Source organism: Luteococcus struthionis, assembly GCF_048595755.1.
Taxonomy (GTDB): Bacteria; Actinomycetota; Actinomycetes; order Propionibacteriales; family Propionibacteriaceae; genus Luteococcus.
Genome location: NZ_CP184360.1, coordinates 2,362,851 through 2,386,446, shown reverse-complemented (window position 1 = coordinate 2,386,446; position 23,596 = coordinate 2,362,851). Strand labels below are relative to the sequence as shown.

Sequence of the window (23,596 nt, the reverse complement as noted above, 5' to 3'; positions counted from 1 at the left end):
GACACCGAGCCGCACGAGGCCCTGCCCAGTCACCCCGGGCAGGGCCTCGTCGCGTTCACGGCCGTGGCCAGGTCACAGGGCCTCGGGCCCGCCTTCCAGCAGCTTCACGAACTGCGCCTCGTCCAGGATGGGCCGCCCCAGCTCCTCCGCCTTGGCTGCCTTGGAGCCCGCATTCTCGCCCACCACGACGTAGTCGGTCTTCTTGCTGACGCTGCCCGAGGCCTTGCCTCCGCGGCTGATGATCGCCTCCTTCACCCCGTCGCGGGTGAAGCCCTCCAGGCCACCGGTCACCACGATGGTCAGCCCCTCCAGGGTGCGCTCGATCGACTCGTCGCGCTCGTCGGCCATCCGGACCCCGGCCTGCTGCCAGCGCTCCACGATCTGCACGTGCCAGTCCACGGTGAACCACTCCACGACGGCCTCGGCGATCACCTGGCCCACGCCCTCGGTGTCGGCCAACTCCTCCACCGTGGCCGCCCGGATCGCGTCCAGCGAGCCGAAGCGAGCCGCCAGTGCGCGGGCCGCGGTGGGTCCGACGTGCCTGATGGACAAGGCCACCAGCACTCGCCACAGGGGTTGTTCCTTGGCCTTGGCCAGGTTGTCCAACAACTTGCGACCGTTGGCATTCAGCACCCGACCATCGACGACGCCGGGGGCTGGGACCTCGTCGGGATTCTCCTTCTCTGCCTTCTTCGCGGCCCGGGTGTAGAACTGGGTGCGCACCAGATCTGCTGCGGTGAGGTCGAACAGCGTCGACTCGTCGGCCAGCAAGCCCGAACCCAACAGGGCCTCGGCTCCCTGGAAGCCCAAGGCCTCGATGTCGAAGCCCGAGCGCGAGGCCAGGCTGAACAACCGCTCGCGCAGCTGGCTGGGGCAGGTGCGCGAGTTCGGGCAGCGGATGTCCTTGTCACCCTCCTTCTCGGGCCGCAGCTCCGTGCCGCACGAGGGGCAGTGGGTGGGCATCACGAACTCACGCTCGCTGCCGTCACGCAGTTCCGCCACCGGCCCCAAGATCTCGGGGATGACGTCGCCGGCCTTGCGCAGCACCACCGTGTCACCGATCAGCACACCCTTGCGCTTCACCTCGAAGCCGTTGTGCAACGTCGCCATCGCCACGGTCGACCCGGCCACCTTGACCGGCTGCATCACCCCGAAGGGAGTGACGCGTCCCGTCCGGCCCACATTGACCTGGATGTCGAGCAGCTTGGTGTTGACCTCTTCGGGCGGGTACTTGAAGGCGATCGCCCAACGCGGCGCCCGAGATGTTGATCCCAACTGCCGCTGCCGGGCCACCTCGTCGACCTTGACGACGATCCCGTCGATCTCGTGGCTCACGTCGTGGCGGTGCTCCCCGTAGTAGGCGACGAAGTCGAGCACCTCCTGCGGGGTCGAGAGCACCTTGTAGTAGGGCGAGGTGGGGAGCCCCCAGGCCTTCAGTTTCTCGTAGGCCTCACTTTGCCGGCTCGGCTGGAAGCCGGTGCTGGCCCCGATGCCGTGCACCAACATGTCCAGGGGCCGGGTGGCCGTGACCGAGGGGTCCTTCTGGCGCAGCGATCCCGCCGCGGCATTGCGCGGATTGGCGAAGGGATTCTTGCCCTGCTCCACCAGGGATGCGTTCAACCCGGCGAAGGCCTCGACCGGGAAGAAGACCTCACCGCGCACCTCCACCAGTTCGGGGATGTCGTCACCGGTCAGCCGGTGGGGAATCGACGCGATCGTCATCACGTTGGGTGTGACGTCCTCGCCGACCCGTCCGTCGCCGCGGGTGGCGCCACGCACCAGACGGCCATGCTCATAGGTCAGGTTGATCGCCAGTCCGTCGATCTTCAGCTCACACAAGAACTTGCTGCCGGCCTCCCCCACCGCGGCGGTGGTGCGCGCCAGCCAGTCCTGCAGTTCCTCGGTGCTGAAGACATTGTCCAGGCTCAGCAGGCGCTCGGCATGGGTGACCGGCGCAAAGTCGGTCATCCGCTGCGCGGCACCCACCTTCTGCGTGGGCGAATCAGGGGTGCGCAGCTCGGGGAACTCGGCCTCCAGCGCCTGGAGCTCCTGCATCCACCCGTCATAGGTGGCGTCGTCGACGGTGGGCGCGTCGGCGCCGTAGTAGGCCTCCTGCGCCTCGTCGATCCGTTCTGCCAGAGCCTTCCAGCGGTGACGTTCGTCAACGCCAGCCTCGGGCAATTGCGCCACGGCGCCGGCCGCCTCCTGCACGGCCTCCACCTGCACCGAGTCTTCCTGGTCGAGCGCCACATCCGTCTGCTGCTTCTTCACGCCCCCAATACTGCCGTAGCCCTCCGACACCGCCGAGCACTGCTGACAGCCGCCGAGCACCGGAACCCACCGCTCAAGCCGACGAATTCGCCGAAACAACGGCCAGTCGCTTGCTTTGTGACAAAAATCACGATTTGCTGTCGCGAGCAGTCCCACGACGACACGCCGCAGCGCCGCGGCACAGGAGAAGGCATGCTGGACGAATTCCTCACCACCATCGACGGGGTCATCTGGGGCCCCTTCCTGCTGATCCCCTTGCTGCTCGGCACCGGAATCTGGCTCACCGTGCGGCTCGGCGGCGTGCAGTTCACCAAGCTCGGCCCCGCGCTGAAGCTCGCCCTGCTGCGACGCCACGACGCCGCACATGAGAAGGGCGACGTCTCCCACTACCAGGCCCTGGCCACCGCCCTGGCCGCCACCGTGGGCGTGGGCAACATCGCCGGTGTGGCGACCGCCATCAACCTGGGCGGCCCCGGCGCCCTCTTCTGGATGTGGCTCTCGGCCATCTTCGGCATGGCCGCCAAGTACTCCGAGGCCTTCATGGGCGTGCGCTTCCGCACCACCGACGCCAAGGGTGAAATCTCGGGTGGCCCGCAGTACTACCTGCAGCGCGCCATTCCCGGTGGCCTGGGCAAATTCCTGGCGCTCTTCTTCGCCATCGCCGCCGTGATCGCCTCCTTCGGCATCGGCAACATGACCCAGTCCAATTCCGTGGCCGCCGCGATGGACGACACCTTCGGCGTCAACCCGACGATCGTCGGCGCCGTGCTCGCCGTGCTCACCGCCCTGGTGCTGCTGGGCGGTATCAAGAGCATCGCCAAGGTCACCTCTGCCTTCGTCCCCTTCATGATCATCCTCTACGTCGCCGCCGGCGCCGTGGTGCTGCTGGTGAACTGGCAGGGGATCGTGCCGGCCTTCGGCCAGGTCTTCAGCGACGCCTTCACCGGAACCGCTGCCGTCGGCGGCTTCGCGGGTGCGGGGCTGGCCCAGGCCATCCAGTTCGGCATTGCCCGAGGCATCTTCTCCAACGAGTCCGGCATGGGTTCGGCCGCCATCGTCGCAGCCGCCGCCAAGACCAAGCACCCGGTGCGCCAGGGGCTGGTCTCCATGACACAGACCTTCATCGACACCATCATCGTGGTGACCATGACCGGCCTGGTGATCCTGACCACCGGCGTCTGGCAGGAGGGCAAGACCGGCGCAGCGCTCACCGCCCAGGGCTTCTCCGAGGGCCTGCCAGGCAACTGGGGCGGCATCCTCGTCGCACTCTCGCTGATCTTCTTCGCCTACTCCACGGTGCTCGGCTGGGCCTACTACGGCGAACGCAATGTGGAGCGACTCGTCGGCCTGAAGGGCGTGGTTCCCTACCGGCTGTTCTTCAGCGCCATCGTCTTCGTCGGCGCCACCACGGAACTGTCGACTGTCTGGACCTTCTCCGACATCGCCAACGGCCTGATGGCCCTGCCCAACCTGGTGGGCCTGCTGATCTGCTCCGGCCTGATCGCCCGCGAGACCAAGGCCTACCTGAAGGCCGATCCGACCCTGCACCACGAGCCCGAGCAGCCCACCTTGGAGGGCATCGACGCCCTTCGCTGATGAGCTGATGAGAAGTGGGGAGGATTTCCACCGATGTCGGTGGAAATCCTCCCCACTTCTGGTTGAAGGGTAGGTTCGGGCGTCAGTCGAAGATCGGTCCCACCGTGCGGGTGCGCTTCATCTCGAAGAAACCGTCGTACTCGGTCACCAGGGCGAAGCCGTCGAACAGGCGTCCGGCCTGCTCCCCCTTGGGTGCCGGGCTGACCACCGGGCCGAACAGTGCCTTGCCGTTGATGTGGATCACCGGGGTGCCCACCTCGTCGCCGACGGGGTCCATGCCCTCGTGGTGGCTCTTGCGCAGGGCCACGTCCACCTCGTCGGCCTCGTCACCGGGCTGCCAGGCGTCGGCCTTGTCGGCAAGGCCCTCGTCCAGCTCAAGCTCGGCCAGCGCGGCGCGCACGGTTTCGACGTTCTTGGGCTCCTCGCCCAGGTGGTAGCGGGTGCCCAGGGCGGTGTAGAAGTCCCGCAGGGCCTGGGACCCGTGCTGCTGCTCGACGAGGATGGCGGCGCGTACGCCCACCCATCCTTCGCGCATGTGCTCCAGATACTCCTCGGGCAGGTCGCGCCCGTCGTTGAGCACCGACAGGCTCATCACGTGGAAGGTGGTGTGCACGTCACGTACCTTCTCCACCTCGAGCATCCAGCGGGAGGTCATCCAGGCCCACGGACACAGGGGATCGAACCAGAAGTCAACGTTCTTGGTCATGCCGACCAGCCTAACGAGCCCGCACAAGCAGGCCTCTTCTTCTGCTGCGACGGTGATGCCGGCGCTGCGATGCCCGCAACCAAACACGCCTCCGGTAAAGCCGAGCCCGCGCGAGGTAGGGTGCCCGGGTTGGGTCGTGCGTCGCATCGCGTGACATCCGGCCCGTTCCCCTTGAGTTCCAGAAAGGCCACCGCATGAAGACGGCAACCATCACTCGTGAGGGCGCACAGCAGCGTTCCCGCGTCGTCACGGCAGAGTCGTACCTGGTCACGATCGACCTGTCGGGCCTGGACATGGAGGGAGAGCCGCTGGCCGACCCCGACACCTTCCTGTCCACCAGCGAGATCACCTTCCGCAGCACCGGCGGCAGCAGCCACGTCGACCTCATCGCCGACGAGGTCGTCGACGCCTGGCTCGACGAGACCCAGCTCGAGGCCAGCAGCTTTGCCGACGACCGGCTGGGCTTCACCTGCGAGGAGGGAGAGCACCGGCTGACCGTCACCGCGCTGTGCCGCTACTCCCACACCGGTGAGGGCCTCCACCGCTTCGTCGACCCCGCCGACGACAAGGTCTACCTGTACAGCCAGTTCGAGACCGCCGACGCCCGACGCATGTATGCCTGCTTCGAGCAGCCCGACCAGAAGGCCACCTTCCAGCTCAACGTGATCGCCCCCAAGCACTGGACGGTGGTGAGCAATTCGGTGATGGTCGAGCCCGTCGAGGGGGCCAACGGCTGCGGTATCTGGGAGTTCGAGCCCACCCCGCGCATCCCCACCTACATCACCGCGCTGGTGGCCGGTGAGTACCACCGCGTGCCACACACCATCACCTCGGTCAAGGGCGAGATCCCGGCCTCGGTGATGTGTCGCCAGTCCATGAAGCAGTACCTGGACGACGAGCGGATCATCCAGACCACCCAGCGTGGTTTCGAGGTCTTCGAGGCCGACTTCGGCCACCCCTACGCCTTCGACAGCTATGACCAGATCTTCGTCCCGGAGTTCAATGCCGGTGCCATGGAGAATGCCGGCTGCGTCACCTTCCGCGACGAGTACCTCTTCCGCTCCCGCGTGGGTGCCGAGATGTACGAGGGCCGCGACAACACGATCCTGCACGAGCTGGCCCACATGTGGTTCGGCGATCTGGTCACCATGACCTGGTGGGACGACCTGTGGCTCAACGAGAGCTTCGCCGAATGGGCCAGCCACTACGCGATGCAGAAGATCAGCGCCAAGCACGGCGGCACCGACCCGTGGGTGGGCTTCTGCAACAGCCGCAAGGGCTGGGCCTACCGTCAGGACCAGCTGCCCACCACCCACCCGATCGCCGCCGACATGGTGGACCTGGAGGCGGTGGAGCAGAACTTCGACGGCATCACCTACGCCAAGGGTGCCTCCACGCTGAAGCAGCTGGTCGCCTACGTCGGGCAGGAGGAGTTCCTCGCCGGCGTGAAGGAGTACTTCGCCGAGCACGCCTTCGGCAACACCACCCTGGCCGACCTGCTGGGTGCCCTGGAGAAGTCCTCGGGGCGCGACCTGTCGAGGTTCACCAGCACCTGGCTGGAGTCCTCCGGACCCAACACCCTGCGCGCCGACTTCGACGTCGACGAGCTGGGCCGCTTCACCCGCTTCGAGGTGGAGCAGAGCGCCCCGGCCGAGCACCCCACGCTGCGGATGCACCGCATGGCGATCAGCACCTTCGCGCTGGATGCCGACGGTGACCAGCCCAGGCTGCGCCGCCGCGACACCGTCGAGGTGGACGTCGACGGTGAGCGCACCGCGATCGAGCCGCTGGTGGGCCTGCACCGCGGAGACCTGGTGCTGCTCAACGACCACGACCTCACCTACGCCAAGGTCCGTCTGGACGAGGCCTCGCTGAAGACCCTGGTCAACCACATCCACCAGCTCGACGACCCGCTGGCCCGCGCCGTGTGCTGGTCGGCAGCCTGGGACATGTGCCGCGACGGTGAGATGCGCAGTGACGACTACGTGCAGCTGGTGCTGCGCGGGATCGCCCACGAGTCCGACCCGAATGCCCTCAAGTCGCTGCGCATGCAGGCCGTGCTGGCCGGCACCAGCTACACGCCGCTGGAGCGTCGGGCCCAGAGCCGCACTCGCCTGACGGCTGGCTTCGCGAGCCTGCTGAAGCAGGCCGAGCCCGGCAGCGACCACCAGCTGAACTTTGCCAATGGACTGCTCAGCGTGGCCGACTCCGACGCCGCCGCGGCACTCTTCCAGGCCTGGTTGCAGGGCGAGGAGGTGCCCGAGGGCCTGGAGATGGATGCCGACATGCGCTGGCGCATCATCTCGGCGCTGGCCCGCCGGGGCGCCATCGGCCGGGAAGAGATCGACGCCGAGCTGGAGCGCGACAACACCATCTCCGGCGCCGAGTCGGCCGCGGGGGCCCGCGCCGAGCTGCGCGACGCGGCTGCCAAGGCCGAGGCGTGGCGTCTGGCCACCGAGGACGCCAGCATTCCCAATGGGACCCACACGCGTCTGTGCCTGGGCTTCTGGAGCGAGAGCCAGCGGGAACTGCTCGCCCCCTATGCCGAGCGTTACCTCGAGCTGGCCCGGGCCATCAGCAACAAGGACGGCATCTGGGCGACGCGCGGCACCGCCGCCACCCAGAACGCACTGCAGTTCCTGTTCCCCATGCCGGTGGCCGACGAGGCCTTCTTGGGCAAGGTGGGCGAGCTGCTGGCCGACGAGCAACTGGCCGGCAGCGTGCGTCGGGTGCTGTTGGAGCAGTCGGATGCGGCTCGTCGCGCCCTGCGTTGCCAGGCCGCCTCGGCCTGACCAACTGACAGGCAGGAAGAGCTCGTGGCCCGCCCTGTGGGAGTGACCGTGGTGGTCGCCCTGGGGCTGGCCGCGGGCTGTTCCGGGTCGCCGGCTCCCCAGCCGGCCACCACCGTCGGGAGCTCTCCGGCGGCATCGGCCCAGCCCAGAACCACGTCGACGCCCAGTACCAGCAACACACCCGGCACCACCGAAAGAACCGGAGCGACCGTGCCTCCCCCGAGCGGACCCGCCACTCCCCTGCCCACGCAGAACACGACGCTGCAGCTCACCGGCACGCAGCTCCACCTGGCCCTGGCGAATTCGGACCAAGTGAGCGTCGAGGGCGGAGCGCTGGTGGTTCGTCGGAAATCGGGGCAGCTGCGACTCATCGTCACGGCGCCCACCCTCACCACGCCGGGGCAGTCTCCCGCATCGGGATCGTGGCGTGTCGAGGGGCAGCGCATCGTCGCGGTGCCCAGCCAGGAAGCAACACCGGCAGCGCGCACAGCGGTGCAGACCCGGGCGCTGATGGGCACCGATCTGGTGGCCGAGGTGCGCCGCGAGAGTTGGCAGAGCGAGCCGCGATGGCTGGTGCATCCCACCCGGTTGGGGCGCGCCACGCCGGTCTCGCTGTGGCGCACCGACGGGTGGACGCAGGCTCGCCGCAAGGGGCAAATCCCTGCGTCGCGATCACTACAGAACCAGCTGGTCTGTCACCCGGCCAGCGGCGTGGCCCGCTCCAAGCCGTCCTGGAACATCGAGGCGGCTCGTGACGCCTCGGACTTCATCGCCACCATGGCGGCCGGCTGCAATCCCTGATCGGGTACCTCCTCGCCCCGTGCCAGTGCGGCCAGCGCCTCGATGATGGCGGGGTGATCCCCCAAGGGGGCGCTGATGGCGTCGGCTCCGGAGCTGGCCAAGCGGGAGTGGAAGTGGCCGGGTGCCAACAGGTAGCTGGCGATCCCCACTCCTCCCCCTCGACGCCGGGCATCGGCCAGCACCTCGGGGACTTCGCGTGGCGTCGCCAGCTCCACCCGCACGCCGAGCCCCCGCCAGTGGCGGGTGAGATCGGCGGCCATCTGCAGCGTCTGCCCCCGGCTGTGCGCGTGGGTGGATCCGGCCCAGCCGATGATCGTCGTGGGCCACGGCCCGCCGGCCTCGTGCACCCGGCCACTCAGCGCCTGCAGCAGCGGATCCCCCGGCAGGGGTGCCCCCAGGTGCGGTGTCACCCGCGCGCCCGGCACGCCGCGGGCGGCCGCGGGAATGTCGACGCTGACGTGGTGTCCCTTGCCCAGGAAGGCAGGAAGCACCAGGTCGTCCTCGCTCAGGACGTCGGCCAGGTGGGGCCCGCACACGTCCACCCACCCCAAACGGACCGGCTCGCGAAGGCTCTCCTGGAGGGCCCGTCGGATCTGCTCGACGCAGTCGCGTCCCGCCGCCGAGCGGGTGCCGTGGGCGGCCAGCACGATGCTCATCGGGGCCCCTCGACAAGCTCGGGGAACGAGGAGTGGGGCTCGGGGAACGAGGAGTGGGGCTCGGGGAACGAGGAGTGGGGCTCAGGGGACGCAGAGCTGGGCTCGGGGGACGGGGGTTCCTCCGCGGTCTCGCGGGCCGTGGCGCTGTCTGCTCGGTGACGACGCAGGCCCACCACGACGGCAGTGGCCCAGATGACCAGCAGCAGCACCGTGACGGGATGTCGGGCGGCGTGCGGCACCCCGAAACTGACGAAGACCTGGCCCAGGTTGGTCACCACGATGGCCCCGCCGACCAGTCCGCCCATGATCTGGGGCGGGATGCGACTGACCAGCCACGCCGCAATCGGCGCTGCCACCAGTCCACCGGCCAGCAGGGCCAAGACGAACTCCAGTCGCACCCCGCTGTTGCCCAGGCTCACGACGAAGCCGAGGGAGGCTGCCAGCGAGACGAGGAATTCGGAGGTGTCGACCGATCCGATCACGGTGCGTGGATTGGTCCGCCCGGCACTGACCAGGGCGGTGGTCGAGATCGGCCCCCAACCCCCGCCACCACTGGCGTCGACGAAACCACCCACCAGTCCCAGCGGCGCCAGGAGCCGCCTGCCGTGCGGGGAGACCCGCGCCTCGGAGACCGCGGTGCGACGCACGGTGAAGCGCGCCAGGATGAACAGGCCCAGTCCCACCAGGATCGTCGCCATCAGGGGGCGGGCCGCCTCGGCGGACAGGTGGGAGAGCACCGTCGCCCCGAGGAAGGCCCCGATGGCACCGGGCACCCCCAACCGCAGCACCAGTCGCCAGTCCACATTGCGCAGCTTCCAGTGCGACAGACCGGAGGCCACATTGGTGCCCAGTTCGGCCAGGTGGACCGAAGCGCTGGCGGTGGCGGGTGTCACTCCCCCGGCCAGCAGCACCGAGGTGGAGGTGATGCCGTAGCCCATGCCGAGCGAGCCGTCGATCAACTGGGCGACGAGGCCGGCCAGGGCCAGGACTACGAGATGGTTCATCGGGAACTCCCTGAGGTGGGCAGACGGGGGACGTGACGGGTCGGGTCAGATCTGCCAGGTGAAGGCAGTCTGCGGATGGACGATGCCGGGGGTTTCGGGGTCCTGCACCATGCCGGCGGCCAGGGTGAGCCCCTGTTGGGCATCCACCAGCAGGAAGGCACCCGTGGCGCGGGAGGTGGCATAGGGCTCGGCGACGATCGGGGAGGCCAGCTTGAGCCGCACTCGTCCGATGTCATTGAGTTCCAGGTGCTCGACGGGCTCCGGGGTCATGGTGTCCAGGTCCAGCCGCCCCTCGAGGTCTCGCACGATCGCCTGGACGGTGCGGGTGGTGTGCTTCAGCAGCACCCGCTGACCGATCCGCAGTGGGGTGTCGGCCAGCCAGCTGACCATCGCGTCGATCTCCTGGGTGGGTTGCGGCGCGTCCTGGACCGCCGCGATCAGCTCACCACGGGTGATGTCGATCTCATCGGCCAGCCGTAGGCTCACCGACTCCCCTGCCGAGGCCTCCTGCAGTTCGCCGGTGGCGGTGTCGATGCCGACGACGCTGGTGGTACGTCCGCTGGGCAACACCACCACCTCGTCGCCGACGCGCACCGTTCCCTGCGCCACTTGGCCGGCATAACCGCGGTACTCGACGTACTCGGGGCTGATGGCCGCCTGCTGGGGACGCAGCACGTACTGCACCGGGAAGCGCAGCGGCAGCTCCTCGCGGCCCGCCTCCGCAGCCTGGTGGGGACGGGGTTCGATGGTGACCAGCAGTTCCAGCAGGCTGGGGCCGTCGTACCACGGGGTACGGCTGCTGCGGTCCACCACGTTGTCGCCCACCAGGGCACTGACGGGGATGGTGCTGAGCTGCTCGACGCCCAGGTCCTTGCCCACCTCGACGATGTCCTCGGCGACGCGGGTGTAGTCCTCTTGGGAGTAGTCGACCAGGTCGAGCTTGTTGACCGCGACCACGACGTGCGGCACCCGCAGCAGGGCCGCGACCGCCAGGTGGCGTCGGGTCTGCTCGAGCACGCCGCGTCGGACGTCGACCAGCAGCACCAGCACGTCGGCCGTGGAGGCGCCGGTGACGGTGTTGCGGGTGTACTGCACGTGCCCGGGGCAGTCGGCCAGGATGAAGGTGCGCTCCGCGGTGGCGAAGTAGCGGTAGGCAACGTCGATGGTGATGCCCTGCTCCCGCTCGGCGCGCAGGCCGTCGGTGAGCAGCGCCAGGTCGGCGCCGGTCAGTCCGCGCTCCTGGCTGACGCGTTCCACGGCGTCCAGCTGGTCGGCAAGGATCGACTTCGAGTCGTAGAGCAGCCGGCCCACCAGGGTGGACTTGCCGTCGTCGACGCTGCCGGCCGTGGCCAGCCGCAACAGGGTCGCCTGCTCATCCACCGTTCCCCGAGCCTGTCGAGGGGCTCCATCTTCCGTTCCCCGAGCCTGTCGAGGGGGTCCCTCTTCCGTTCCCCGAGCCTGTCGAGGGGCCTCGACAAGCTCGGCCGCCGTACTCGCGTCGGCGCTCGTGTGTGGGGTTCCCATCAGAAATACCCTTCCTTCTTGCGGTCTTCCATGGCGGCTTCGGAGATGCGGTCGTCGGCGCGGGTGGCGCCGCGTTCGGTGAGGGTGGTGGCGGCCACCTCCACCACGACGTCGGAGACGTCGGTGGCGTCGGACTCGACGGCGCCGGTGCAGGACATGTCGCCCACCGTGCGGTAGCGCACCTGCTTGGTGACGACCTCCTCCCCCTCGCGGGGTTGGGAGACCGGGCCGACGGCCAGCCACATCCCGTCGCGACGGAAGACCTCACGCTCGTGCGCGTAGTAGAGCTCCGGGAGCTCGATCTGCTCGCGCTCGATGTAGCGCCACACGTCCAGCTCGGTCCAGTTGGACAGCGGGAAGACGCGCACGTGCTCACCGGGGCGGTGCCGGGCGTTGTACAGGTTCCACAGCTCGGGGCGCTGGTTGCGTGGGTCCCACTGCCCGAACTCGTCGCGCAGGCTGACGATTCGCTCCTTGGCGCGGGCCTTCTCCTCGTCGCGACGACCGCCGCCGTAGACCGCGTTGAAGCGGTTCTCGGCAATCCCGTCGAGCAGCGGCATGGTCTGCAGCGGGTTGCGGGTGCCGTCGGGCCGCTCGGTGAGCCGGCCGTCGTCGATGTAGTCCTGCACGCTCTTCACCACCAGGCGCAGGCCCAGTCGCTCGACGGTGCGGTCACGGAAGTCGATCACCTCACCGAAGTTGTGCCCGGTGTCGACGTGCATGACGGGGAACGGGATCGGGCCGGGCCAGAAGGCCTTGGAGGCCAGGTGCAGCATCACGACCGAGTCCTTGCCGCCGCTGAACAGCAGCACGGGACGCTCCAACTCGGCGGCGGTCTCGCGGAAGATGTGGATGGCCTCGCTCTCGAGGGCATCAAGATGGTTGAAGGTGCTCACAGGTGGATCCCGCATTCTGTCTTGGCGAGTCCGGCCCAGCGGCCGGCTCGGGGGTCTTCTCCGGGGGCGACGCGACGCGTGCACGGTGCGCAGCCGATCGACGGGTAGCCGTCGGCCAGCAGCGGATTGACGGGCACGCCGTGGGTGGTGGCGAAGTCCAGCACGTCGTCGAAGCTCCACGCCGCGATCGGGTTGAGCTTGACCATCTGGTGGGTGGCGTCCCACTCGACGAGCTGGGCATTGGCGCGCAGCGCATTGTCCTCACGGCGGATACCGGTCACCCAGGCCTCGTAGCCGCCCAGGGCGCGGGCCAGCGGTTCCACCTTGCGCAGCCCGCAGCAGCGGCCCGGATCGCGGTCGTGCAGCTTGGGGCCGTACTTCAGGTCCTGCTCCCCGACGGTGAGCTGCGGCAGCACCTCACGGATGGTGACCGGCCAGGTGCGCGCCAGCTCGTCGCGGGTGGCCAGGGTCTCCGGGAAGTGGTAGCCGGTCTCCAGGAAGAGCACGTCCACATTGGGGATGGTCTGGCTGACCAAGGCGGGAAGGATGGTGTCGGCGGCCATGGAGCAGGCAACCGCCAGGGCGTCGCCGAACTCCTCCGCGGCCCAGGCCAGCAGCTCCTCGGCCGGGGCGTCGACGAAGCGCCGCTGTCCCTCCACGACGGTCGCCAGCAGTTCCTCCGCGGTACGACGGGGTGAGGGGGTGCGTAGTTCGCGGGTGATGGTCCCCGCGTCGGGGGTTGTCAGGTGGGTGCTCACTTCAGTGCGTCCTCCTCGGCCCGGTGGGCCCATTCGGCGAAGGTCTCGTCGCCCTCGTGGTTGCTCAGGTAGCTGCGGGTGACTCGTTCCACGTAGTCGGGCAGCTCTGCGGCGGTGATCTTCAGTCCGCGCACGGTGCGGCCCAGGCCGGCCTCGTCGCGTTCCTGACTGGCCAGGCCACCACCCAGGTGCACCTGGAAGGCGAACTCGTCGCCGGCCAACTGGCCCTTCAACCCGATGTCGGCGATCTGGATCCGGGCGCAGGAATTGGGGCAGCCGTTGATGTTGAGGCTGATCGGTCGGGGCAGCTCGACGTCGTCCAGACGCTGCTCCAGCTCCCCGATGGTCTGCGCGGCCAGACCCTTGGTCTCGACGAAGGCGAGCTTGCAGTACTCGATGCCGGTGCAGGCCATGGTGGCGCGGCGAAAGGGGGACGGCTTGGCGGTCAGGCCGAGCTCCTCCATCCCGGCCACCAGGTCGTCGACCTTGTCGGGGTCGACGTCCAACACCAGCAGCTTCTGGTGCGGGGTGAAGCTGATCCGTCCGGACCCGGCGGCCTCGGCGAGGTCGGCGACCCCGTTGAGGATGGTGCCCGAGAGCCGGCCGACGGTGGGCGCGAAGCCGACGTAATTGCGACCGTCCTTCTGCTCGCCGACACCGACATGGTCGGCGTCACCGACGGCCTTGGCGGGGGCGGGACCGTCGGGCAGTTCGCGGTGGAGGTATTCGTCCTGCAAGACCTGGCGGAACTTCTCGGCCCCCCACTCGGCCAGCAGGAACTTCAGGCGGGCCTTGGTGCGCAGCTTGCGGTAGCCGTAGTCACGGAAGATCCCGCAGACCGCGGCCCACACCTCCACGGCATCGTCGGGGCTGACGAAGACGCCCAGCCGTTCGGCCAGCCGGGGTGAGGCGCTCAGTCCGCCGCCCACCCACAGGTCGTATCCGGCTCCCAGTTCGGGGTGTTCGACACCGACGAAGGAGATGTCGTTGATCTCGTGCACCACGTCCAGGCTGGGATGCCCGGTGATGGCGGTCTTGAACTTGCGCGGCAGGTTGGTGAACTGCGGGTCACCGATCCAGCGCTCGGCGATGGCCTTGGCGGTGGGCGTCGGGTCGATGATCTCGTCGGCCGCGATGCCCGCGACGGGGCTGGCGAGGAAGCCGCGAGGGGTGTCGCCGCACGCCTCGGTGGTGGACAGGCCCACCGACTCCAGGCGTCGCCAGATCTCGGGCACGTCCTCGATCGCGATCCAGTGGTACTGGACGTTCTGGCGGTCGGAGACGTCGGCGGTGTCGCGGGCGAAGTCGACGCCGATACCACCCAGCACCCGGACCTGGTCCAGGTTGAGCTGCTGGCCGTCGATGCGTACCCGCATCATGAAGTACTTGTCGGAGAGCTCGCCGGCATCCAGCTTGCTGGTGCTGCGGGCGTCGATGCCGGGCTTGCGCTGGGTGTAGATGCCCAGCCAACGGAAGCGGCCGTGCAGGTCGTCGTCGGGGACCGACTCGATGCCCTGCTTGGAGTACACGTCGATGATGCGCTGACGCACCTCGAGCGGATTGTGCTCCGCCTTGAACTCCTCGTTGTGGTTGAGCGGGGTCTTGCCTTCGACGGCCCACTGGCCCTTCGACTGGCCCTGGCGCGGAGGACGAACACGGCTCGGTGCCGGGGTCGGGGTGTGCTGGTTCACGATTTCTCACCTCGGTGTGGGTGGCACGCGACACACGAGGATGTGACCAGCTACAGGGGTGCTGTCAGATGGGGGTCCCGGGCGTCACGCGCCCGGACGATTGGCCCTGGAGGAGGGCATGGTTCAGACGCGGCTCAAGGCATCTGACACATGCAGCCGTTGATGCGCAGCAAGTCCACGTGACGACGCATCACGAGGTGGAGGGCTGCGGGGATCTGCATGCCGTGAAGTAGAGCACAACCGTGGACGGATTCCCAAACAGGTCTCACTTCGTGACATGAACGGAGCAGTCGCGCCAAGGCATGACGGCAGTCGTGGCCAGGCATGACAGGGGCCCCGGACGTCGACGTCCGGGGCCCTGTGGAGTGGTTGTTGGCTGGAGTCAGAGGCCGCGCTGCGCGGCGACCGAGCCGGTCTGGGCGGCATCGGCCAGATCGGCCTCGGGCTCGATGGCGGCACGCTGGGCGCGGGCCGGGACGACGGCCTTGCGCTCCTTCTCCTCATCCATGAGGCCGGCGATCCGCTGGTTGGTGAGCACGTCGTTCTTGCGACCCAGCCCGACGATGATCCCGGACACCACCAGGGCGATCAGCAGGGGCGCCCCGAACAGCAGCATGAGCATGAACATGTTCGACGGCGGCGTGAACTCGGGCCATCCCGGAAAGGTGGACTCCAGCAGGTGAAGGGAGGAGAGCGGGTTCATGCGGCAGATACTAGCCGAGCTGCCCAGATCTTGCTCACATACCGTCCCTCGGTATGCCGCCGCGCGGCACGTCGGGGGAAGGGGAAGGGCATGCCGCCGCGCGGCACGTCGGGTCATCACTGGGCAGGTCATCACCCGGCATGGGCCCGAGCAGGGTGCCCGGCTTGGTAGATTTCGAGCGTGACAGCCGCAGCCAGAACCCCAGACAGCCCGGCCCGCACCCTCCTCGACGCCGAGGAGATCGGACGGGCCCTCACCCGCATGGCGCACCAGGTGGTGGAACTCAATCGCGGTGCCGCAGGTCTGGTGCTGCTGGGCATCCCCACACGGGGCGTCCCGCTCTCGCGTCGGCTGGCCGAGGCGATCGAGCGGATCGAGGCGGTGGAGGTTCCGGTGGGTGACCTTGACGTCACCATGTACCGCGACGACCTGCGCGCCAACCCCACCCGCACGGTGGGCCGCAGCCACATCCCCGTCGACGTGGAGGGGCGCACCGTCGTGCTGGTGGACGACGTGCTCAACTCCGGGCGCACGGTGCTCGCCGCCCTCGACGCCCTCAAGGACATCGGTCGTCCCGCACGGGTGATGTTGGCGGTGCTGGTGGATCGCGGGCATCGTGAACTGCCGATCCAGGCCGACATCACCGGTCTGGCCACCGGGACTGCCAAGGACGAGCGGGTCACCGTCCGGCTGCGCGAGAACGACGGCAGCGACGTGGTGACCATCCAGCGGATCACTGCCACCCCTGAGGAGAAGCGATGAAGCACCTGCTGGCAGCCAGCGATCTCGACCGCGGCCAGGCCCTGTCCATCCTTGACCTGGCCGAACAGATGCAGGACATCCAGGGGCGTGAGGTGAAGAAGATCCCCGCCTTGCGGGGCCGCACCATCATCAACCTGTTCTTCGAGGATTCCACCCGCACCCGCACCTCCTTCGAGATCGCGGGCAAGTGGATGAGCGCCGACACCATCAATGTCTCCGCCAAGGGCTCCAGCGTCAGCAAGGGCGAGTCGATGAAGGACACGCTCCTCACCCTCGACTCGATGGGCGTCGACTGCCTGGTGATTCGTCATGCCGGGTCCGGCACGGTGCAGCAGGCCGCCAGCTGGGTGCGCGCCAGCGTGGTCAATGCCGGCGACGGGGCCCACGAACATCCCACCCAGGCCCTGCTGGACGCCTATTCGATGCGTCAGCACTGGCGTGGGCTCGACGGTGGAGAGGTCAACGACTTCGAGGGTCGCACCGTCGCCATCACCGGTGACCTGCTGCATTCCCGCGTGGTGCGCAGCAATGTCAGCCTGTTGACCACCCTGGGCGCCAAGGTCCTGCTGTGCGCTCCCCCGACGCTGATGCCCACCGGCGCAAGCGGCTGGCCGGTGGAGATCGTCGACAGCTTCGACGAGGCCCTCTGCCGCGCCGACATCGCCATGATGCTGCGCGTGCAACGCGAACGGATGAGCTCCGGTTTCTTCCCCAGCGAGCGCGAGTACATCGACGGATGGGGCCTGACCGCCACGCGCCTGCAGGGGCTGCGGCCCGGGGTCGCCATCATGCACCCGGGACCGATGAACCGCGGGTTGGAGATCTCCAGCGAGGCCGCCGACAGCATCGGCTCACTCGTGCTCAACCAGGTCTCGGCCGGCGTGGCCGTCCGGATGAGCGTGCTCTACCACCTCCTGGGCGGGTCCCAGGACGACACCACCCAGGAAGGCGAGAACGCATGATCGAGCAGGCACGCAACCTTGTGATCGCGGGCGCCCGGCTCGCCGACGGCACCACCACCGACCTCTTCGTCCACGACGGCCGTCTGGTGGACGAGGCACCGCAGGACGCCGAGCGGATCGACGCCGACGGCCTGTTGGCCCTGCCCGGCCTGGTCGACCTGCACACCCACCTGCGCGAACCGGGCCGCGAGGACGCCGAGACGGTGCGCACCGGCACCGAGGCCGCCGCGCGCGGTGGCTTCACCGCCGTCTTCGCGATGGCCAACACCCAGCCCGTCACCGACGACGCGGAGAAGGCCGAGTGGATCAAGCTGCTGGGCGAGCGCGACGGCTCCTGCTTCGTGCAGCCCATCGGCGCGGTCACCAAGAACCTGGCCGGCAAGGAATTGTCCGAGATGGGGCTGATGGCCAAGAGCTCGGCCCAGGTGCGGGTCTTCTCCGACGACGGCATGTGCGTCCAGGACCCCCTGCTGATGCGTCGCGCGCTGGAATGGGTGCGTCCCTTCGGCGGCGTCATCGCACAGCACTCCCAGGACACGTCGCTGGCCGGGCCGGGCGCCTGCTGCCACGAGAGCGAGTACAGCGGTCGGCTGGGCCTAGGCGGCTGGCCGGCCCAGGCCGAGAGCGTCATCATCGCCCGCGACGTGCAGCTGGCCGAGCTGACCGGTTCACGCCTGCACGTCTGCCACATCTCCACCGCCGAGGGCGTCGACGTGGTCCGGTGGGCCAAGAAGCGCGGCATCGACGTCACCGCCGAGGTCACCCCCCACCACCTGCTGTTGGGCACCCGGGAGCTGGAGGGCTACGACACCACCTTCAAGGTCAATCCCCCGCTGCGCACCGACGAGCACATCGAGGCCGTGCGCGAGGCGCTTGCCGACGGCACCATCGACGTGGTGGGCACCGACCACGCTCCCCACGCCCCGCAGGACAAGGACCACGCCTTCGTCGACGCCCGCCCCGGGATGCTCGGGCTGGAACAGGCCCTGTCCGTGGTGATGGAGACCATGGTGAACACCGGACGGATGGACTGGCCCACCGCCGTGGAGCGGATGAGCACCGCCCCGGCACGGATCGGCAACCTGGCCGGACGCCAGGGCGTCGCCCTGGCACCGGGAGCGCCCGCCAACATCGTGCTGGTGGACCCGTCGGCCCGCGCCGCGGTGGATCGGGAGGCGTCGCGTTCGCGCAGCCGCAACAATCCCTACCACGGCCGCGAGCTGCCCGATCCCGTCGTGATGACCTTCTGGGAGGGACGGCGCACCCACACGCGGTGACCCGTCGCTGTGGGTCACTCGCCCCAGTGTGAACCGCTGGCGGGCGAGGATGGCTGCATGGCGTTGTTCTTCATCGGCATCATGTCGCTGCTGGGCATGGTTGCGATCATCCTCAAGGTCGGTGGCTCGACGGGTCGCAAGCTGATCAGCAAACACGACGAGCTGTACCAGCTGCCCCTTGGGTCCCTGCCCGGCCCGCAGGGTGCGCCGGTGCGTCGCGTCACCCGCGCCGACATGTCCGCCCCGGTGGCGGTGCGCTTCGAACCACCCACGGGTGTGCTCCCCGAGCAGGTGGGAATGCTCACCCGCGGCGAGCCCCAGTCGTCGGACATCGCCGCGGCCATGATTGCCCTGGCGGTGGAGGGCTATGTGAGGATCACCCCCGTAGTGCGCACCACCCGGGTGCTGCGTCGCCGGCACAAGGACTGGGAACTGACCGCGCTCCGGCCGGTGGACGACAGCCTCAACCCGCTGCGTGCAGAACTGTTGCAGATGCTCTTCTCCGTCGGCCGCCCGACGCAGCTGTCGTGGCTGAAGACCTCCTTGTCAAGCAGAGCGTCGGACATGAAGCGGGATCTTGCCCGCTGGCCGCAGCACGAACTGTGGTTCCCGCACCTGCACGGGGGACGCGTGCCCCTGAGCAAGTGCCTGACCACCCCGGGCCTGCGCAGGCGCACCGCCCTGGGGGCAGCCCTGCGCTACCAGAATGCCGGCTTCAAGCACTTCCTGGAGACCGCCGACGGCAACCGGTTGCGCTTCGAGGAGGGCGCCGGATGGTTCAGTCGTTACCTGCCGTGGGCGGTGGCACTGGGCGTGACGCGGGAATGGGTGGCTGCCTTCCGTGAGGCGGCAGAGGGTCTGGATGGTTCCACCGGCGACGTCTGGGCAGCCGACCTGGCCTGGTACGGCGACATGGATGGCTTCGACTTCTCGGGCTTCGACAGTTTCGGTGATGCGCTCGACTCGCTGGAGGACGGGCTCAATGACCTCGCCAGTGACCTGTCCGACGCCGGCGGTGACGGTGGCGGCGATGGTGGTGACGGCGGTGGTGGTGACTAGCTGACCAGCTCGCCGCGAACCCGGACCTCGGCACTGCCACCCACCCAGATCTGGCAGCCGTCGTCCTCGATCCTGACCCGCCCGGCACGACGCACCTGGCTGCCCTGATGGGCCACGTAGTGGGCCGGGACCAGTCCGCGTTCGCGCAGCCACTGGGCGAAGGCGCCGTTCAGGGAGCCGGTCACCGGGTCCTCGAAGTGTTCGGTCAGGCCGCGCACCTCCAGCAGGTTCTCGCCCTCACCGGTCTCCAGACCAACCAGACCGATGTGGGCGCCTTCCCAGAGCCGGCCGGGACGCACGAAGCGCACCAGGTCCGCGTCGCGCAGCTGGAACAGTTGCCAGGCCGGCCCGTTGACGCCCCAGGCGTGGGCCAGCACGTCCTCGCGTCGCAGTCCGAGGGCCTCCACCAGCCGCTCCACGTCCTCCTCGTCGAGCTCGCCCGTGCGAGTGCGTGGTGGGGTGGCAAAGGACAGTTCCTGATCGCAGAGCCGCACCTGAACCAAGCCGGCACCGCATTCCTGGACGACCTGCCCGGCGGTGCGGGGCCGCCCGCCCAGCTCCAGCCAGGCACGCGCCGTGCCGAGCGTAGGGTGTCCCGCAAAGGGAAATTCGGTGGACGGGGTGAAGATCCGCACCCGATAGTCCGCCTCGTCGGTGGTCGGGGCGATCAGGAAGGTGGTCTCGGAAAGGTTGGTCCAGTGGGCGATGGCCCGCATCTGGTCCTCGCTCAGCTCGTCCGCGTCGGCGATCACCGCGACGGGATTGCCGGTGAAGGGCCCCGTGCTGAAGACGTCTACTTCCAGATAGCGATGTTGCATGCCGCGCATGCTAGTCACCGCGACTGCCGGGCCGAGCAACAGCTACTGTGTGGCGGAGGAACAGGAGGCCGAGTGAGCGTCGAAGAGACTGTCGGGCCGCCGCTGATCCCCGGCCTGCAGTACCGGGCCCTGTTGGGAAGCGGTGGGTTCGCCCACGTGTACCGCTATGAGCAGACCGCGCTGGGGCGCGACGTGGCGGTCAAGGTGATCCACGGTTTCGACGAGGCAGCCCGCCGACACTTCGCCTCCGAGGCCAGCCTGATGGCCCGGTTGTCGAGCCATCCGCACGTGGTGCCCGTCTACCAGGTGGGGCTCAGCGAGGACGACCGCCCCTACCTGGTGATGCAGTTGTGCCCACCCCCCAGCCTCTCGGGGCGACTCAAGGCCCACCCGTTGCCGGTCTCGGAGGTCCTGCAGATCGGCGTGCAGCTGGCCGGTGCGGTCGAGACGGCGCACCGGTTGGGCATCCTGCACCGCGACATCAAGCCGGCCAACATCCTGTTCTCCGAGTACGGCCGCCCACTGCTCTCCGATTTCGGCATCGCCCAGTCCTTGGAGGCCACCGCGCAACCGGTCCCGGCCTTCAGCCCGGCCTGGGCGCCACCGGAACAGGCCGTGGGGCAGGGCTTCGCACCCACCACCGACGTCTACTCGCTGTGCGCCACGCTGTGGGCCGCGCTCACCGGCAAGGCGCCGTTGGGCCCCTCCCGGCCCGAACTGACCGCGCAGGCCATCCGTCGCCCCGACGTGCCGGCGGCGCTGGAAGACCTGCTGCGCAGTGGTCTGGCCGAGGACGCCGGGCTGCGCCCCCGCTCCGCCCTGGACCTGGGGCGTGCCCTGCAACGTATCCAGGGCCAACTGGGACTGGCGGTGACCCCCATCGAGCTGTGGGCCGGCACCGACCAGCACACCGCCCCCGTCCAGCAGGAGGACGACCGCACCCATCTGGTGACGCTGGCCGAGCCCGAGACCCCCACCGCCCCGGCAGCACCCACGGCCGTGGCCGCCACCATCCCGGCCCCCACTCTGGCTGAGCCGAGCGCCGTGGAGCAGACCAGGACACCATCGGATCCACCGCCTGCGCACTACGTCACGCCCCCAACCGACCAGCGTCCCTCCTCGGCCCCATGGCGGGCGCATCCGGTGCAGCAGGCCGCCCGCAAGTCGAGCAGTGGACGTCGCACCCCGATCGTGCTGCTGCTGGCGCTGACGCTGCTGGCCTTGGTCGCCTTGGCCGTGGCCTTCCTGTTGCCGCGAGGGGGCCAGCAGGAGCCCGACCCGAGCCCGACGCCCGCGGTGAGCACCCAGCCCGCCAGCCCAGGCGCGCAGGGGACTCCGCAGACCCAACCGGACCCAGGCACCGAGCCGACGCCCGACACCGCCGAGACCACCAGGCCTGCCGAGGAGCCGTCCACCAGCCCGGAGCCGACCAGCGAGGTACCCCCCACCAGCGAGGAACCCCCCGCCAGCGAGGAACCCCCCGCCAGCGAGGGACCCCAGACCAGTGAGGAGCCGGGCAATCTTGGAGGAGAGTGGGGATCATGAGCCATCCCGACGCACTGGTCGTCGACTACATCGGTGAATTGACCACCGTCGAGCCGGGCACCGTGTGCACCATCGGACGCGCCGCCATGGTGGAGATCGACGACAACCCCCACCTGCACCGCGTCCTGCTCGAGCTCAGCCATCAGGACGGGCTGTGGTGGGTGGCCAATGTCGGAACGCGGCTGCCGGTGCAGTTGACCGACGTCGACGGGCTGAGCCGCTCCACCCTCTCCCCCGGTGCCCGCAGCGCCCTGGCCTGTCGTCATACCCTGGTGACCTTCCAGGCCGGTCCCACCAGCTACGAGCTGGAATTGCTGCTGCCCGGAGTGCCGGCTACCCGGGCCGGTGTGAGGCCCAGCACGGCGGCCGGAATGGAGACGATCGGCCCACCCACCTTCACCGACTCGCAGCGCCTGGCGATCCTGGCGCTGGCCGAACCCACCCTGCGACGTGGTGGCAGCGGCGTGGGCCACGTACCGTCCCTGGCGGAGGCGGCCGCCCGTCTTGGGTGGCCCCAGACCCGCTTCAATCGAAAGCTCGACAATGTCTGCGCCAAGCTGGAGGCGGCCGGCGTGGAGGGCCTGCGTGGCGGAGTCGGCAGATTGGCGAGCAACCGGCGCAGCACCCTGGTGCACCATGCGGTCAGCACCCTGCTGGTGACCGAGGCAGACCTTGCCTTGCTCGATGAGGAATCCCGAAACAATCAAAGCCGCTGAAATTGAAGCCCAGTTGAAGATCGGCGATGGGGACTTCTCCCCATCGACAGTTGGTCCCACCAGCAAGCAGCATGGATCACGCAAGCCAGCACCACCGGTGCTGACAGACCATGATCGAAAGGACTCGCCATGAGCCGCTCCGACCTGCTTCGTGCCAGCATCGCCTGCTTGGCCATCGTTCCCACCTTCACCGCCTGCTCGATGCTGCCCGGCAGCGAGAAGATCGTCGAGGCAGTTCCGGGCCAGAGCGCCGCCAGCCAGTCGGGCGACCAGGGCGACTCCCAGAACAACGACGGCGACAACAAGGACGGCGACAACAAGGACGATCGCAACGACAACTCGGACGACAGCGACCGCGACAACAGCGACGAGCCCTCGGACGATCGCCGCGACAGCAGCAGCCAGGGCTCCAGCTCCAACTCCGGTGGCAAGAGCACCCAGGTGCGCCAGCGTCTGAACGTGCCGGCCGGTTCGGGCATCCAGAACCTGGAGCTGGTCGAGATCCAGGGTGGGCCCACCTCCACCGGCAGCTACGGTCGCATCACCGCGGTCTTCAAGGCCACCACCGACCGTCCGATGTCGCTCAACCTGCGCATCCGCCTGTTCGACGCCTCCGGCAAGGAGATCGCCGAGAACACCGGCCTGACCTCGGTCTACACCGTCGGCTCGCATGACCTGGTCACCAGCAACCTGATCAAACTGCCCAAGGGCGCCCAGCCCAAGACCTTCAAGGCCAGCCTGATCGACAAGACCGACCTGACCAATGGCTTCGAGATCAGCAAGATCTCGCGCCCGCAGGTGGACGAGTCCAGCAAGAGCCGTGGCGTGCAGGTGCTCACCGGCACCGCCACCACCAACGGCCCCGTCAAGGGCAGCGTCACCGCCAACGGCGCCTGCGTCACCTCCGACGGCAAGATCTACCACGGCTCGGACGGCCTCAACGACAACCCGAACCAGGGTGACTCCGTCGACTACGAGATCCCGATGTACGACGCGAAGGGCGTCGACCTGTCGGACGCCACCTGCTACGTGTCCGCCTGACCACACGCCCGGGGGCAC

At 68.8% G+C, this 23,596-nt stretch carries 20 protein-coding genes; 10 read left to right on the top strand and 10 right to left on the bottom strand.

All coding sequences use genetic code 11. The features are described 5' to 3' along the window. Positions 1-72: 72 nt before the first annotated feature. Positions 73-2,211 (bottom strand): NAD-dependent DNA ligase LigA, encoded by a 2,139-nt coding sequence (gene ligA / locus ACOAMO_RS11000; protein WP_420177019.1) that lies wholly within the window; start codon positions 2,209-2,211, stop codon positions 73-75. Positions 2,212-2,463: 252 nt separating this feature from the next. Between ligA and ACOAMO_RS10995 the strand changes: the two genes are divergently transcribed. Further along, entirely contained in the window at positions 2,464-3,867 is a 1,404-nt protein-coding gene (locus ACOAMO_RS10995; protein ID WP_420174833.1) for an alanine/glycine:cation symporter family protein, read from the top strand. An 82-nt stretch (positions 3,868-3,949) separates the two neighbouring features. On the opposite strand, the gene ACOAMO_RS10990 is transcribed toward ACOAMO_RS10995, so the two are convergent. Next, on the bottom strand, positions 3,950-4,573 hold the full coding sequence (locus tag ACOAMO_RS10990) for a disulfide bond formation protein DsbA (RefSeq protein ID WP_420174832.1): 624 nt from the start codon (positions 4,571-4,573) through the stop codon (positions 3,950-3,952). 194 nt (positions 4,574-4,767) lie between these two features. On the opposite strand from ACOAMO_RS10990, the gene pepN reads away from it, so the two are divergent. Then, entirely contained in the window at positions 4,768-7,365 is a 2,598-nt protein-coding gene (pepN, locus tag ACOAMO_RS10985) for an aminopeptidase N (RefSeq protein ID WP_420174831.1), read from the top strand. A 24-nt stretch (positions 7,366-7,389) separates the two neighbouring features. Continuing rightward, positions 7,390-8,166 carry a DUF2599 domain-containing protein gene (locus ACOAMO_RS10980; protein WP_420174830.1) on the top strand — a complete coding sequence of 259 codons (777 nt, stop codon included), beginning with the start codon at positions 7,390-7,392 and terminating at the stop codon, positions 8,164-8,166. On the opposite strand, the gene ACOAMO_RS10975 is transcribed toward ACOAMO_RS10980, so the two are convergent. From ACOAMO_RS10975 to ACOAMO_RS10945, 7 genes are all read right to left on the bottom strand, one after another. Further along, the gene (locus tag ACOAMO_RS10975; protein WP_420174829.1) at positions 8,061-8,822 is read right to left on the bottom strand and encodes a sirohydrochlorin chelatase; all 762 of its coding nucleotides are present in this window, start codon (positions 8,820-8,822) and stop codon (positions 8,061-8,063) included. The two genes, ACOAMO_RS10980 and ACOAMO_RS10975, sit on opposite strands and share 106 nt — an antisense overlap. Next, complete coding sequence (locus ACOAMO_RS10970; protein WP_420174828.1) at positions 8,819-9,826, bottom strand: sulfite exporter TauE/SafE family protein; 1,008 nt, start codon at positions 9,824-9,826, stop codon at positions 8,819-8,821. The genes ACOAMO_RS10975 and ACOAMO_RS10970 overlap by 4 nt, the downstream gene beginning before the upstream one ends. 45 nt (positions 9,827-9,871) lie before the next feature. After that, positions 9,872-11,206: a sulfate adenylyltransferase subunit 1 gene (locus tag ACOAMO_RS10965; protein WP_420174827.1), complete on the bottom strand. Its 1,335-nt coding sequence runs from the start codon at positions 11,204-11,206 to the stop codon at positions 9,872-9,874. A 143-nt stretch (positions 11,207-11,349) separates the two neighbouring features. Beyond that, positions 11,350-12,261 (bottom strand): sulfate adenylyltransferase subunit CysD, encoded by a 912-nt coding sequence (cysD, locus tag ACOAMO_RS10960; RefSeq protein WP_420174826.1) that lies wholly within the window; start codon positions 12,259-12,261, stop codon positions 11,350-11,352. After that, a complete protein-coding gene (locus ACOAMO_RS10955) occupies positions 12,243-13,004 on the bottom strand; it encodes a phosphoadenylyl-sulfate reductase (RefSeq protein ID WP_420174825.1) in 762 nt (253 codons plus the stop codon). Before ACOAMO_RS10955 ends, cysD begins: the two co-directional genes overlap by 19 nt. Continuing rightward, positions 13,001-14,695, bottom strand: coding sequence for a nitrite/sulfite reductase (locus tag ACOAMO_RS10950; RefSeq protein ID WP_420174824.1), 1,695 nt, complete (start codon positions 14,693-14,695; stop codon positions 13,001-13,003). The genes ACOAMO_RS10955 and ACOAMO_RS10950 overlap by 4 nt, the downstream gene beginning before the upstream one ends. A gap of 382 nt (positions 14,696-15,077) precedes the next feature. Then, positions 15,078-15,398, bottom strand: a complete 321-nt coding sequence (locus ACOAMO_RS10945) for a hypothetical protein (protein WP_420174823.1) — start codon at positions 15,396-15,398, stop codon at positions 15,078-15,080. Positions 15,399-15,578: 180 nt separating this feature from the next. On the opposite strand from ACOAMO_RS10945, the gene pyrR reads away from it, so the two are divergent. From pyrR to ACOAMO_RS10925, 4 genes are read left to right on the top strand one after another with little or no spacing between them, the layout of a single operon-like run. Continuing rightward, complete coding sequence (gene pyrR, locus ACOAMO_RS10940) at positions 15,579-16,160, top strand: bifunctional pyr operon transcriptional regulator/uracil phosphoribosyltransferase PyrR (RefSeq protein WP_420174822.1); 582 nt, start codon at positions 15,579-15,581, stop codon at positions 16,158-16,160. Further along, complete coding sequence (locus ACOAMO_RS10935; protein ID WP_420174821.1) at positions 16,157-17,122, top strand: aspartate carbamoyltransferase catalytic subunit; 966 nt, start codon at positions 16,157-16,159, stop codon at positions 17,120-17,122. Before pyrR ends, ACOAMO_RS10935 begins: the two co-directional genes overlap by 4 nt. Beyond that, the gene (locus ACOAMO_RS10930; RefSeq protein ID WP_420174820.1) at positions 17,119-18,399 is read left to right on the top strand and encodes a dihydroorotase; all 1,281 of its coding nucleotides are present in this window, start codon (positions 17,119-17,121) and stop codon (positions 18,397-18,399) included. Before ACOAMO_RS10935 ends, ACOAMO_RS10930 begins: the two co-directional genes overlap by 4 nt. Positions 18,400-18,456: 57 nt before the next feature. Next, positions 18,457-19,458, top strand: coding sequence for a DUF2207 family protein (locus ACOAMO_RS10925; RefSeq protein ID WP_420174819.1), 1,002 nt, complete (start codon positions 18,457-18,459; stop codon positions 19,456-19,458). On the opposite strand, the gene ACOAMO_RS10920 is transcribed toward ACOAMO_RS10925, so the two are convergent. Continuing rightward, positions 19,455-20,276, bottom strand: coding sequence for a PhzF family phenazine biosynthesis protein (locus ACOAMO_RS10920; protein ID WP_420174818.1), 822 nt, complete (start codon positions 20,274-20,276; stop codon positions 19,455-19,457). The genes ACOAMO_RS10925 and ACOAMO_RS10920 overlap by 4 nt on opposite strands. Before the next feature lie 72 nt (positions 20,277-20,348). Here ACOAMO_RS10920 and ACOAMO_RS10915 point away from each other — a divergent pair, with 72 nt between their 5' ends. From ACOAMO_RS10915 to ACOAMO_RS10905, 3 genes are all read left to right on the top strand, one after another. Continuing rightward, positions 20,349-21,821, top strand: a complete 1,473-nt coding sequence (locus ACOAMO_RS10915; protein ID WP_420174817.1) for a protein kinase domain-containing protein — start codon at positions 20,349-20,351, stop codon at positions 21,819-21,821. Then, a complete protein-coding gene (locus ACOAMO_RS10910) occupies positions 21,818-22,537 on the top strand; it encodes a hypothetical protein (protein ID WP_420174816.1) in 720 nt (239 codons plus the stop codon). Before ACOAMO_RS10915 ends, ACOAMO_RS10910 begins: the two co-directional genes overlap by 4 nt. Before the next feature lie 129 nt (positions 22,538-22,666). Further along, positions 22,667-23,578 (top strand): hypothetical protein, encoded by a 912-nt coding sequence (locus ACOAMO_RS10905; RefSeq protein ID WP_420174815.1) that lies wholly within the window; start codon positions 22,667-22,669, stop codon positions 23,576-23,578. Positions 23,579-23,596: the final 18 nt, after the last annotated feature.